Source organism: Polaromonas sp., assembly GCF_043778355.1.
GTDB lineage: Bacteria > Pseudomonadota > Gammaproteobacteria > Burkholderiales > Burkholderiaceae_C > Polaromonas.
Genome location: NZ_JAYWHI010000031.1, coordinates 172,994 through 185,345, shown reverse-complemented (window position 1 = coordinate 185,345; position 12,352 = coordinate 172,994). Strand labels below are relative to the sequence as shown.

The window sequence follows — 12,352 nt, the reverse complement described above, 5'->3', positions numbered from 1 at the left end:
TAGCAAATAGGATCCCATATGGCTGAATTCAAAGAACTATCCCCCGATGCGCCGGCTGCTACCAAGTTGATGAACTGGGTTGACAACCGTTTCCCGGCGAGCAAGCTCCTCAAGGAGCATGTAACCGAGTACTACGCGCCCAAGAACTTCAACTTCTGGTACGTGTTTGGCTCGCTGGCACTGCTGGTGCTGGTGATCCAGATCGTCACCGGCATCTTCCTGACCATGCATTACAAGCCCGATGCCGCACTGGCTTTCGGCTCGGTCGAATACATCATGCGCGACGTGCCCTGGGGCTGGCTGGTGCGTTACATGCACTCCACCGGGGCCTCCGCGTTTTTTGTGGTGGTCTACATGCACATGTTCCGCGGCCTGATGTATGGCAGCTACCGCAAGCCGCGCGAGCTGATCTGGATTTTCGGCTGCGCAATTTTCCTGTGCCTGATGGCCGAAGCCTTCATGGGCTACCTGCTGCCCTGGGGCCAGATGAGCTACTGGGGCGCCCAGGTGATCGTCAACCTGTTTGCTGCGATTCCCTTCATCGGTCCGGATCTGGCGCTGCTCATCCGCGGTGACTACGTGGTCGGTGACGCGACGCTGAACCGCTTCTTCGCCTTCCACGTGATTGCCGTTCCGCTGGTGCTGCTGGGCCTGGTGGTCGCCCACCTGATTGCGCTGCACGAAGTCGGCTCCAACAACCCCGACGGCGTCGAGATCAAGAAGTACAAGGATGCCAGTGGCAAGCCGCTGGACGGCATTGCGTTTCACCCCTACTACACGGTGCACGACATCTTTGCCGTCAGTGTGTTCCTGATGGTGTTCTCGGCGATCGTTTTCTTTGCGCCTGAAGCGGGGGGTTACTTCCTGGAGTACAACAACTTCATCCCGGCCGATTCGCTGAAAACACCTTCGCACATCGCCCCGGTCTGGTACTTCACGCCGTATTACTCCATGCTACGCGCCATCACCACCCAAATGATGTATGTGCTGGTCGCCTGTGTGGTGCTGGGGGCCGTGCTCGGTGTGCTCAAGGCCAAAATCGCCGGCTTGTTCAAAGCGATCATCGTCGTCGGCGCCGTGGTGCTGAGTGTCGCCATGCTGATGTTCGATCCGAAGTTCTGGGGCGTGGTCGTCATGGGAGGCGCGGTCATCATCCTGTTTTTCCTGCCCTGGCTGGACCACAGCCCGGTCAAGTCGATTCGCTACCGTCCCGGCTGGCACAAATACATGTACGCTGTTTTTGTGATCAATTTTGTGGTGCTCGGCTACCTCGGCATCAAGCCGCCTTCGCTGATCAATGAGCGCGTGTCGCAGATCGGAACCTTGTTTTACTTCGGGTTCTTTTTGCTGATGCCTTGGTGGAGCCGCCTGGGGACCTTCAAGACACCGCCTGATCGCGTGACTTTCGCTGCCCACTGAGCCGGAGATTCAGACCATGATGAAAACATTGAAAAAACTGGCCATCGGTGGACTGGCTGTGCTGGCACTGGCTGCGGGCAATGGCGCATTTGCAGCAAGTGAAGGCATCGCCTGGGACAAGGCGCCCAACAAGACCAACGACCTGGTAGCCCTGCAAAACGGCGCCAAGCTGTTTGTCAACTACTGCCTGAACTGTCACTCCGCCGCCTTCATGCGTTACAACCGCCTGACCGACATCGGCCTGACCGAGCAACAGATCAAGGACAACCTGCTGTTTGCCACCGACAAGGTCGGCGAAACCATGAAGGCCTCGATCGATCCGAAGCAGGCCAAGGAATGGTTTGGCGGCAACCCGCCTGACCTGACGGTGATCGCCCGCTCGCGCGCCGGTGCAGGCGGCTCAGGCGCGGACTACCTCTACACCTATCTGCGCACCTACTACCGCGACGACACCAAGGCGACCGGCTGGAACAACCTGGCTTTCCCGAGCGTGGCCATGCCGCATGTGCTCTGGGAATTGTCGGGCGAACGCAAGCCGCTTTTCGAAGAGAAGGAAAATCACGGCCAGAAGGTGCAGGTCTTCAAGGGCTGGCAACAGGTCACGCCCGGCTCCATGAGTCCGCTGCAGTATGACCAGGCCATGGCCGATCTGGTCGGGTACATGCAATGGATGGGCGAGCCAGCGCAAAATACCCGTGTCCGGGTTGGCGTCTGGGTGTTGCTGTTCCTGCTGATGTTCACCTTCATTGCGTGGCGCCTGAACGCCTCGTTCTGGAAAGACATCAAGTAATATTTTTCGCCGGGACTTGTTTCCCGGCACCTTCTGGAGTGGATGCCTTCACCGTATCCACTCCTTTGCATTTAGGAGTTCGCAACCATGATGGTCCTTTATTCAGGCACGACCTGCCCGTTCTCGCACCGCTGCCGTTTTGTGCTGTTTGAAAAGGGCATGGACTTCGAAATCCGCGATGTGGACTTGTACAACAAGCCCGAGGACATCAATGTCATGAACCCCTATGGCCAGGTGCCTATCCTGGTCGAGCGTGACCTGATTCTGTATGAGTCGAACATCATCAATGAATACATCGACGAGCGTTTCCCGCACCCGCAACTGATGCCCGGTGACCCGGTGGACCGCGCGCGCGTGCGCCTGTTTTTGCTGAACTTTGAAAAAGAACTGTTCGTGCATGTGAATACGCTTGAAGCGCGTGCTTCCAAGGGCAATGAAAAGGCGCTGGAAAAAGCCCGCTCGCACATCCGTGACCGCCTGACGCAACTGGCCCCGGTGTTCCTGAAGAACAAGTTCATGTTGGGCGACAATTTTTCCATGCTCGACGTGGCGATTGCGCCACTGCTGTGGCGCCTGGACTACTACGACATTGACCTGTCGAAAAATGCCGCACCGCTGCTCAAGTACGCCGAGCGGATCTTCTCGCGCCCAGCCTACATTGAGGCGCTGACGCCGTCCGAGAAAGTGATGCGTAAATAATTACGCGTGACAACAACGGAATGATCGCAAGCGTTGACTGATTTGATGAACGCCCTCGACTCCACATCGACACGCCCGTACCTGATACGGGCGCTGTACGACTGGTGTACCGACAACGGGCTGACGCCTTATGTGGCAGTGGCCGTGGACGATACCGTTCAGGTACCGCGTGAATATGTCAAGAACAACGAGATCGTGCTCAATATCAGTTTTGACGCCACCAGTTCGTTGAAGCTGGGCAACGACTTCATCGAATTCAAGGCGCGTTTCGCCGGCAGTGCCCGCGAAATCATGGTTCCCATTGCTCGCGTGATTGCCATTTATGCACGGGAAAACGGTCAGGGCATGGCGTTTCCACTGACCGCGCCCGCGTCGGCTGTTCCGCAGTCGGCCCCGGATCCCGCAGGGCATTCTTCCCAGAGCCTGCTGCCTGCCAATAAAGCGGTCGAAGAGCCCGCAGCAGGTCCAGGACCCGAGGCGAAGATCGTACAATTGGTGCCTGCAAACAATACCGCGTCGGCCCGTGAAGACGATCCGGCGCCGCCCGAGCCACCCAAACCAGCGCAGGGCAAACGGCCTTCGCTCAAACGGGTGAAATAAACGGGCCATCTACAATAGAGTTTGTGCCGCTTTAGCTCAGTTGGTAGAGCAACCGCCTTGTAAGCGGTAGGTCGTCAGTTCGAATCCGACAAGCGGCACCATTTTTCTGCATTCCGCGGCCCTCGCCGCTTGCGCGCAGACCCCTCAGTTCGACAGCGGAACGCGCAGATGGCATGCCTGTTTGGCCGGGCCGGCGCCCGGTCTTCTGCTACTTTCGGGTGATTAGTATCTTCAGCCGAATTGAGGTAACCTTCCAACCTTTGTCAATCAGGCGGGACTGGATCAGCGGCAACAACTGGCGGACTTTGGCGGCGGCAGCATTGCTGCTGACCAGCAGGCACCAGATGCCCTCGTCAATCGGGCCGGCCTGAACCGCCGAGCGCAGGGTCTCCGGGATCAGGGATTCGATGGCCTTGAGCCTGTCGTTGGAATCCTGGACAAGATGGGCCAGCCGTGCCAGAGATGGTGAGTTCTCGACAGCCTGGCTGAAGGTGATGGCCCGAAGCGGGCGATGGCTGGAATCCATGGCAGGTAAGCCCGGTTTCAAGGAGTTGGATACGTGCATTTGATTATCACGGATGCGTGGCTTGCCAAAAGCCGCGCCGTTTATTTAAGTGGCACCCGACTTGTGGTGGTGGGTTTTGTCGCGGCACTGGCATTGATGCTGGTGGCTGCCGGTATGTATCACTGGGTTTTTCTCAAGGGCGCACGTGAAGGCTGGCCGGTAGTTGGCTCCCTGGTCAAACTCGTGGTCAAGGACGAGTTCGAACAGCGCGATCGTTTCATGCGGGAAAACCTCGACGTCATGGCAAAACGCCTGGGCGAAATGCAGGCCAAGATGATGCAGCTGGAGGCGCTCGGCGAGCGGGTATCCGGCCTGGCGGGCGTTAATCCCAATGACATCAAGTCGCAGCCCGGTCGCGGCGGTGTACTGGTGACGGGCCGCTCCCTCACCATGGAGGAACTGCAGGCCACGCTGGCCGACCTCGACAAGCTGACCGATCAGCGTGTCGATCTGATGACCGTGATGGAGTCGCGTCTTTTCGACCAGAAGATCAAGAAGATGATGGTGCCCACCCAGCAGCCGGTGCTGGCGGGCACGCTCGGCTCCTCTTTTGGCTGGCGCATCGATCCCCTGAACGGCCGTTCGGCACTGCATACGGGCCTGGACTTTCCGGCCGAGCCCGGCACTGCCATCCTGGCCGCCGCGGGCGGCGTTGTGGTCACACAGGAATACCATTCCGCTTACGGCAACATGGTCGAGGTCGATCATGGCAACGACCTGGTGACGCGTTATGCCCATGCCTCACGGGTGCTGGTCAAAAAGGGTGACCTGATCAAGCGTGGCCAGAAAATCGCCGAAGTCGGCACCACCGGGCGTTCGACCGGGCCGCATCTGCACTTTGAGGTGCTGGTGCAGGGCGTGTACCAGGACCCGCAGAAGTTTCTGACCGCGGGCCAGAAACTGCCCCAGGTGCCCACAGTGGCCATCGTCCAGCCGACGGCCGCGCAAGCCGCCCAGATGCCGCGCCCGAAGTAGCAGCGCGGCAGAGGTAAAATCTTCGTTTGGCGCGCAGTTGAACAAACTGCAGGCGCCCACATCTACGTCGATACTCAATAAGGGATTTCGGCCGCACTGCCAGCTCATCGGGCTGCCAGCGCGGCCTCGCATGTATGGCTTCCAATATCCTGACCAAATTCTTCGGTAGCCGCAACGACAGGCTGCTCAAAACCTACCGCAAATCCATAGAGCGCATCAATGCGCTGGAAGCACCGCTGGAAAAGCTCGATGATATTGAGCTGCGCGCCAAAACCCGCGAATTCATAGACCGCGTGGCCGCCGGAGAAACCCTGGATGCGATTCTCCCCGAGGCCTTTGCCGTGGTCCGCGAAGGCAGCAAACGGGTGATGAAGATGCGCCACTTCGACGTCCAGATGCTGGGCGGCATGGCGCTGCACAACGGCAAGATCTCGGAGATGGGCACGGGCGAAGGCAAAACGCTGACGGCCACCCTGCCGGTTTACCTGAACGCGCTGACCGGCAAGGGTGTACATGTCGTGACGGTGAACGATTACCTGGCCAGCCGCGATGCGCGCTGGATGGGCCGGCTCTACAACTTCCTTGGCCTGACCGTCGGCATCAACCTGCCCAATATGCCGCGCGAGGAAAAGCAGGAGGCCTACCGCTGCGACATCACTTACGGCACCAACAACGAATACGGCTTTGACTACCTGCGCGACAACATGGTCTACGAGGTGGCCGACCGCGTGCAGCGCGGCCTGAACTTTGCGATCGTCGATGAGGTGGACTCGATCCTGATCGATGAGGCCCGTACGCCGCTGATCATCAGCGGCCAGGCCGAAGACCACACCGAAATGTATCTGGCGATGAACAAGGTCGTTCCCCTGTTGACCCGTCAGGAAGGTGAGGCCGACCCGCGCACCGGTGAAGGTGTCATCAAGCCTGGCGACTTCACGCTTGACGAGAAGACCCAGCAGGTGTTCCTGACCGAGCAGGGTCATGAAAACGCCGAACGTATCCTGTTCAGCCTGGGGCTGATTCCGGAAGGCGCCACACTGTATGACCCGGCGAACATTTCGCTGATGCACCATCTGTATGCGGCCTTGCGCGCCAACAACCTGTATCACCGTGACCAGCACTATGTGGTGCAGGAAGGTGAAATTGTCATCGTTGACGAGTTCACCGGTCGCCTGATGTCGGGCCGCCGCTGGAGTGAAGGCCTGCATCAGGCGGTGGAGGCCAAGGAAGGTGTGCAGATCCAGGCTGAAAACCAGACCATGGCGTCGATCACTTTCCAGAACTACTTCCGCCTCTACGGCAAGTTGTCCGGCATGACCGGCACCGCTGATACCGAGGCCTACGAATTCCAGGAAATCTACGGCCTGGAGACCACCGTGATTCCACCGAACCGGCCGAGCCGCCGCGACGACCAGCTGGATCGGGTCTACAAAACCACGCGCGAAAAATACGAAGCGGCCATCAAGGACATCCGCGAATGCCACGAGCGTGGCCAGCCGGTGCTGGTGGGCACCACCTCGATTGAAAATTCCGAGATCATCGACAAGCTGCTGGAGGCGGAGAAGCTGCCGCACCAGGTGCTCAACGCCAAGCAGCATGCGCGCGAGGCCGAGATCGTGGCCCAGGCCGGCCGTCCCGGCATGATCACGATCGCGACCAACATGGCCGGCCGCGGCACCGACATCGTGCTGGGCGGCAACGTGGAAAAACGCATCGAAATGGTTGAGGCTTCTGAGAGCATCCCCAAAGAGGGCAAGGATGCGGAGATAGCGCGCCTGCGCGCTGAATGGTCGCAGGAGCATGAAAAGGTCAAGGGGCTGGGCGGTCTGCGCATTATTGCGACGGAACGCCATGAGTCGCGCCGCATCGACAACCAGCTGCGCGGCCGTTCCGGCCGGCAGGGAGACCCGGGGTCGTCGCGGTTTTACCTGAGCCTGGACGATCCGCTGATGCGTATTTTTGCCGGCGACCGGGTTCGCGCCATCATGGAGCGGCTCAAAATGCCGGACGGCGAAGCGATTGAGGCCGGTATCGTGACGCGCAGCATCGAGTCGGCGCAGCGCAAGGTGGAGGCCCGCAACTTCGACATTCGCAAGCAGTTGCTCGAATACGATGATGTGGCCAATGACCAGCGCAAGGTGATTTATCAGCAGCGCAACGACATCATGGACGCGGCCAGCCTGGCCGAACAAATTGCCTCGCTGCGCGCAGGCTGCTTCACTGACCTGACCCGGCAATACATTCCGGTGGAAAGTGTTGAGGAGCAATGGGATATTCCAGGCCTCGAAAAAGTGCTTCGCGATGAATGGCAGATCGAGCTGTCACTGCAGCAAGAAGTGCAGGATGCCAGTGCAATCACCGACGAAGACCTGCTGGAAAAGGTGATTGCTGCAGCCGATGCGGCATTTGCCGGCAAGGTCGAGAAAATTGGTGAAGAAAGTTTTACCCAGTTCGAGCGCATTGTGCTGCTGCAAAGCATCGACAAGCACTGGCGCGACCATCTGAGCGCGCTCGACCACCTGCGCCAGGGCATCCACCTGCGGGGTTATGCCCAGAAGCAGCCCAAGCAGGAGTACAAACGCGAAGCCTTCGAGCTGTTCGGCCAGTTGCTCGACAGCGTCAAGAATGAAGTCACCAAAATTCTCATGACGGTTCAGGTGCAGTCGGGCGAGCAGCTTGGCCAGGCCGCCGAGGAAATGGAAGACCGCGCAGAACGCATCGCCAATGTCACCTACACGGCGCCGACAGAAACCGGCGAAGTCGAGACCACGGTCGACGAGGAATCGCTGCGTTACAAGCAGGCCCTGCCGGCTGGTGCGGTGCCGCGTGTGGGCCGCAACGATCCCTGCCCCTGCGGCTCCGGAAAAAAATACAAGCTCTGCCACGGCAAGCTGAACTGATGCCCCCACGTTCGTTCACTGCGTGTAACTCTCTGCCCCCCAGGGGGGCGCATTTTTCCTAGGGGCGGCCCTTCGGAAAAACCTTTCCACCCCACCGTTTCTTCAGAGTCAAGAGAACATGCCTGTCAATCTGCTCGCCACACTCCCTGCCGACCTCTATCCCGTGGCCGGCGTGCGCTGGGGCATCACTGAAGCGGGCATACGCAAGGCCGGGCGCAAGGACCTGTCGGTGCTGTTGCTCGATGAAGGTACCTCGGTCAGCGCAGTCTTCACGCAGAACCGCTTTTGCGCGGCACCGGTGCAAATCTGCCGTGAGCACCTGGCCAAAAATGGCGGCAAGAGCCTGGGCATACGTGCCATGCTGATCAACACGGGTAACGCCAATGCCGGTACGGGCGTGGACGGCCTGCACCGCGCGCAGGCGAGCTGCATCGCCCTGGCGCGCGAACTGAACATTGCACCTGAGCAGATCCTGCCGTTTTCGACCGGCGTGATCATGGAGCCTTTGCCGCATGACCGTATTGCCGCCGGCCTGCCTGCCGCCGTGGCCGATGCGCATGAGAGCCACTGGGGCAAGGCGGCCGAAGCCATCATGACCACGGATACCGTGGCCAAGGCCTTCTCCCGCCGCATCACCCTGGGCGGAGCAAGCATCACCATCACCGGCATAGCCAAGGGCGCCGGCATGATCCGGCCCAACATGGCGACCATGCTGGGCTTTCTCGCGACCGACGCCTGTGTGGCGCAGGATCTGATGACGCAGCTGGCCACCGAGCTGGCGGAAGGTTCGTTCAACCGCGCGACGGTCGACGGTGACACCTCGACCAACGACTCTTTCGTGGTGATGGCCACCAACCGCGCGAAACATGCGGCCATCACCTCGCTGGACAGCGCTGACGGACAGACGCTGAAGGCGGCGATGCTGGACATCGCGCGCCGGCTCGCGCAAGCCATTGTGCGCGACGGTGAAGGCGCCACCAAGTTCATCACGGTCCAGGTCGAAGGCGGTAAAACTGCAGCGGAATGCCGCCTGGTGGCGTATGCGATTGCGCATTCGCCGCTGGTGAAGACGGCATTTTTTGCCAGCGACCCCAACCTGGGTCGCATCCTCGCCGCGGTGGGTTATGCCGGCATCGCTGATCTGGATCAGGCAAAAATCGATCTCTATCTGGATGAGGTGCTGGTCGCCAAAAACGGCGGCCGGCATACGGCTTATGTCGAGGCTGACGGCCAGCGCGTGATGAAACAAAGCGAAATCACCGTGCGTGTGTTGCTCGGTCGCGGCGACGCGGCCGACACCGTCTGGACCTGCGACTTGTCGTACGACTACGTCAAGATCAACGCTGACTATCGCAGTTAAGCTGCGCCATCGACCCATGAACGAGCAATTTGAACGCCTGATGGTTCGCGCGGAATCCCTGCTGGCGCGCATTGAATCCGTGCTGCCGCAGCCGCTGTCGGCGCCAGACTGGAGCGCCTCGGTGGCCTACCGCTACCGCAAGCGCAGTTCCGGCCATGGTGCGCTGGAGCCGGTGCGCCACATCGGCAGCATGAGCCTGACTGACCTCAAGGAAATCGAGGACCAGAAAGAAAAGATCCGGCGCAACACCGAGCAGTTCGTCAGCGGAAAACCCGCCAACAACGTGCTGCTGACCGGTGCGCGCGGCACCGGCAAGTCCTCGCTGATCAAGGCCTGCCTCAATGCGTATTCAGCGCGTGGCCTGCGCCTGATCGAGGTGGACAAGGCCGACCTGGTGGACTTGCCCGACATTGTTGATGTGGTGTCCGGCTTGAGCGAAAAATTCATTGTGTTTTGTGATGACCTCAGTTTTGAGGAGGGCGAGCCCGGCTACAAGGCGCTCAAGTCCATTCTTGACGGCTCCATTGCGGCGGCCACGCCCAACGTGTTGATCTACGCGACCAGCAACCGGCGCCACCTGCTGCCCGAGTACATGACCGAAAACCTGACCTACTCCCGCAGCGAGGATGGCGAGGTCCATCCGGGCGAGGTGGTGGAAGAAAAGATTTCGCTGTCCGAACGCTTCGGCCTGTGGGTCAGTTTCTACCCGTTCAGCCAGGAAGAGTACCTGACCATCGTCGCGCAGTGGCTGTCGTCTTTCGGCGTGACGCCTGACGCCATCAGTGCCGCCAAACCGGCATCGCTGGTCTGGGCGCTGGAGCGCGGCTCGCGCAGCGGACGCGTGGCCTTCCAGTTCGCGCGTGACTACGCGGGTCGTGACAGCGAGAGCCGGCCTGTCAGCGCAGCACCCATCGCCGCGTATGAACGTCCGGCTGTGGCGTCCGACCCCGGCGACCAGGCGGCTGACCACGCCACATGACTGTGCTGGTGGCCGACAGCCAGCGCCCGCGCGAGGGCGGCGCAAATCGCAAGGTGGTGGATGTCGCGGTGGGGGTGCTGCTGCGTCCGGATGGCGATTTCCTGCTGACCTCACGACCGCCCGGTAAGGTCTACGAAGGTTATTGGGAGTTTCCCGGCGGCAAGCTGGAGGCCGGCGAGACAGTGGAGCAGGCGCTGCGCCGCGAACTGCATGAAGAAATCGGCATCACCCTAGGTGCGGCCGAGCCCTGGAAGGTGGAACTGGTGGACTACCCGCACGCGCTGGTGCGGCTAAATTTCTGCAAGGTGTTCGATTGGACCGGGGACTTGCACATGCGCGAAGGCCAGTTGTTTGCCTGGCAGCGCTTGCCGGTGGACGTCAAGCCAGTGCTGCCAGGCACGCTGCCGGTGCTGCAGTGGTTTGCCGAGGAGCGCAAATTTTCCGGGCCGACCCACGCTGCGGCCTGAAGCATGCTCTGATATTGATAGCTGCTTAAGACCGCTGGATATGGGCTGGATGGATTTTTCACCATAAATTTGGCTGAGACGACTGAATTTGAGCGTCCCGTGTTGCTGCGTCGTACAAATGGCCTCAAGATAGCCTTGCTGCCCGATCTGCCTGTCGCTGTCTTTGAGGATTTGTCGCCATGCCTGTTCCTGTTTTCAGTCACACCGCCGGCACGGCCACTTACCACTTTCATGACCTGAAAGATGTGCTGGCGAAAGCCTCGCCGCTCCGGTCCGGGGACGTTCTGGCTGGGGTGGCCGCCAGCACCGACGAGGAGCGCGTCGTGGCGCAGATGACGCTGGCCGAGGTGCCGCTGGCCCGGTTTCTCCATGACACCGTGATTCCCTACGAAGACGATGAAATCACCCGTCTTGTCATCGACAGCCATGACACGGTCGCCTTTGCGCCCATCCGCCACCTGACGGTGGGTGACTTCCGCGACTGGCTGCTCAGTGATGCTGTCGACGGCGTTGCTCTGGCGGCTGTCGCGGCCGGTATCACGCCAGAAATGGCGGCGGCCGTCTCCAAACTCATGCGCAACCAGGACCTGATTCTGGTGGCGCAAAAATGCCGTGTGGTCACGGGCTTTCGCAACACCATCGGCTTGCCGGGGCGGCTGTCCACGCGGCTGCAACCCAACCACCCGACCGATGACGCGGCCGGTATCGCAGCCAGTTTGCTCGATGGCCTGCTCTACGGCAGTGGCGATGCGGTGATCGGTATCAACCCGGCCACCGACAATGTGCCGCAAGTCGTCAAGCTGGTCGGCATGCTGGACGAGATCATCCAGCGGTATGCCATTCCGGCGCAGTCCTGTGTGCTGACGCATGTGACGAACACGCTGGCCGCGATGGAGCGCGGCGCGCCGGTGGACCTGGTGTTTCAGTCGATTGCCGGCACCGAGGCCGCCAACCGCAGTTTTGGCATTGATCTGACACTGCTGGCCGAGGCGCAAAGCGCCGCCTTGTCCCTGGGGCGCGGCACGGTGGGCAACAACGTGATGTATTTTGAAACCGGCCAGGGCAGTGCCCTGTCGGCCCAGGCGCATCACGGCCTGGACCAGCAAACCTGTGAAGTGCGGGCTTATGCGGTGGCCCGCCACTTCAAACCGTTGCTGGTCAACAGTGTGGTGGGGTTCATCGGTCCGGAATATCTGTACAACGGCAAACAAATCATTCGCGCCGGGCTCGAAGATCATTTTTGTGGCAAGTTGCTGGGCTTGCCCATGGGCTGCGACGTTTGTTATACCAACCACGCCGAAGCCGACCAGAACGACATGGATGTGCTGCTGACCTTGCTCGGCGTGGCCGGCTGCACCTTTATCATGGGTGTGCCGGGCTCGGACGACATCATGCTCAACTACCAGAGTACCTCCTTTCACGATGCCTTGTACACACGCCGGGTGCTGGGCTTGCGCCCCGCGCCAGAGTTTGAAACCTGGCTGGAAAAAATGCAGATCACCGTTGCAGGCGAGGGCGCTGGACCGCTGCAGCTGGCGCAGCAGGTTCCACAGGCATTTCGAGACGCGTTGCGGCGCTTGGGCTGAACCGGATCAATA

11 protein-coding genes and 1 tRNA gene are annotated in these 12,352 nt (G+C 60.4%); 11 read left to right on the top strand and 1 reads right to left on the bottom strand.

Annotated elements, in window-relative coordinates; genetic code table 11:
* The first annotated feature begins 18 nt into the window (after positions 1-18).
* The 5 genes from ACH2CW_RS05745 to ACH2CW_RS05725 all read left to right on the top strand — a co-directional run bounded on the left by ACH2CW_RS05745 (position 19) and on the right by ACH2CW_RS05725 (position 3,609).
* A complete protein-coding gene (locus ACH2CW_RS05745; protein ID WP_395055973.1) occupies positions 19-1,419 on the top strand; it encodes a cytochrome bc complex cytochrome b subunit in 1,401 nt (466 codons plus the stop codon).
* Positions 1,420-1,438: 19 nt separating this feature from the next.
* The gene (locus ACH2CW_RS05740; protein ID WP_395055971.1) at positions 1,439-2,209 is read left to right on the top strand and encodes a cytochrome c1; all 771 of its coding nucleotides are present in this window, start codon (positions 1,439-1,441) and stop codon (positions 2,207-2,209) included.
* An 87-nt stretch (positions 2,210-2,296) separates the two neighbouring features.
* Positions 2,297-2,908: a glutathione S-transferase N-terminal domain-containing protein gene (locus ACH2CW_RS05735; RefSeq protein WP_077594012.1), complete on the top strand. Its 612-nt coding sequence runs from the start codon at positions 2,297-2,299 to the stop codon at positions 2,906-2,908.
* 45 nt (positions 2,909-2,953) lie between these two features.
* Positions 2,954-3,508: a ClpXP protease specificity-enhancing factor gene (locus ACH2CW_RS05730; RefSeq protein ID WP_395055969.1), complete on the top strand. Its 555-nt coding sequence runs from the start codon at positions 2,954-2,956 to the stop codon at positions 3,506-3,508.
* Positions 3,509-3,533: 25 nt separating this feature from the next.
* Positions 3,534-3,609 (top strand) — tRNA-Thr (locus ACH2CW_RS05725).
* A gap of 107 nt (positions 3,610-3,716) precedes the next feature.
* Here ACH2CW_RS05725 and ACH2CW_RS05720 read toward each other — a convergent pair.
* On the bottom strand, positions 3,717-4,034 hold the full coding sequence (locus tag ACH2CW_RS05720; RefSeq protein ID WP_395055967.1) for a hypothetical protein: 318 nt from the start codon (positions 4,032-4,034) through the stop codon (positions 3,717-3,719).
* Between the two features lie 33 nt (positions 4,035-4,067).
* On the opposite strand from ACH2CW_RS05720, the gene ACH2CW_RS05715 reads away from it, so the two are divergent.
* From ACH2CW_RS05715 to ACH2CW_RS05690, 6 genes are all read left to right on the top strand, one after another.
* Complete coding sequence (locus ACH2CW_RS05715) at positions 4,068-5,048, top strand: M23 family metallopeptidase (RefSeq protein WP_395055965.1); 981 nt, start codon at positions 4,068-4,070, stop codon at positions 5,046-5,048.
* Positions 5,049-5,182: 134 nt separating this feature from the next.
* The gene (secA, locus tag ACH2CW_RS05710; RefSeq protein WP_395055963.1) at positions 5,183-7,948 is read left to right on the top strand and encodes a preprotein translocase subunit SecA; all 2,766 of its coding nucleotides are present in this window, start codon (positions 5,183-5,185) and stop codon (positions 7,946-7,948) included.
* A 118-nt stretch (positions 7,949-8,066) separates the two neighbouring features.
* Positions 8,067-9,308 carry a bifunctional glutamate N-acetyltransferase/amino-acid acetyltransferase ArgJ gene (argJ, locus tag ACH2CW_RS05705; protein WP_395055961.1) on the top strand — a complete coding sequence of 414 codons (1,242 nt, stop codon included), beginning with the start codon at positions 8,067-8,069 and terminating at the stop codon, positions 9,306-9,308.
* 16 nt (positions 9,309-9,324) lie between these two features.
* Positions 9,325-10,287, top strand: coding sequence for an ATP-binding protein (locus ACH2CW_RS05700; RefSeq protein WP_395055959.1), 963 nt, complete (start codon positions 9,325-9,327; stop codon positions 10,285-10,287).
* The gene (locus ACH2CW_RS05695) at positions 10,284-10,754 is read left to right on the top strand and encodes an NUDIX domain-containing protein (RefSeq protein ID WP_395055958.1); all 471 of its coding nucleotides are present in this window, start codon (positions 10,284-10,286) and stop codon (positions 10,752-10,754) included. The genes ACH2CW_RS05700 and ACH2CW_RS05695 overlap by 4 nt, the downstream gene beginning before the upstream one ends.
* A 179-nt stretch (positions 10,755-10,933) precedes the next feature.
* Positions 10,934-12,340 carry an ethanolamine ammonia-lyase subunit EutB gene (locus tag ACH2CW_RS05690; protein ID WP_395055956.1) on the top strand — a complete coding sequence of 469 codons (1,407 nt, stop codon included), beginning with the start codon at positions 10,934-10,936 and terminating at the stop codon, positions 12,338-12,340.
* Positions 12,341-12,352 lie beyond the last annotated feature (12 nt).

Coding starts and splice junctions, on each gene's coding strand:
- secA (WP_395055963.1), top strand. CDS start 5,183: ATGGCTTCCAATATCCTGACCAAATTCTTCGGTAGCCGCAACGACAGG.
- ACH2CW_RS05690 (WP_395055956.1), top strand. CDS start 10,934: ATGCCTGTTCCTGTTTTCAGTCACACCGCCGGCACGGCCACTTACCAC.
- ACH2CW_RS05735 (WP_077594012.1), top strand. CDS start 2,297: ATGATGGTCCTTTATTCAGGCACGACCTGCCCGTTCTCGCACCGCTGC.
- ACH2CW_RS05695 (WP_395055958.1), top strand. CDS start 10,284: ATGACTGTGCTGGTGGCCGACAGCCAGCGCCCGCGCGAGGGCGGCGCA.
- ACH2CW_RS05700 (WP_395055959.1), top strand. CDS start 9,325: ATGAACGAGCAATTTGAACGCCTGATGGTTCGCGCGGAATCCCTGCTG.
- argJ (WP_395055961.1), top strand. CDS start 8,067: ATGCCTGTCAATCTGCTCGCCACACTCCCTGCCGACCTCTATCCCGTG.
- ACH2CW_RS05745 (WP_395055973.1), top strand. CDS start 19: ATGGCTGAATTCAAAGAACTATCCCCCGATGCGCCGGCTGCTACCAAG.
- ACH2CW_RS05740 (WP_395055971.1), top strand. CDS start 1,439: ATGAAAACATTGAAAAAACTGGCCATCGGTGGACTGGCTGTGCTGGCA.
- ACH2CW_RS05720 (WP_395055967.1), bottom strand. CDS start 4,034: ATGGATTCCAGCCATCGCCCGCTTCGGGCCATCACCTTCAGCCAGGCT.
- ACH2CW_RS05730 (WP_395055969.1), top strand. CDS start 2,954: ATGAACGCCCTCGACTCCACATCGACACGCCCGTACCTGATACGGGCG.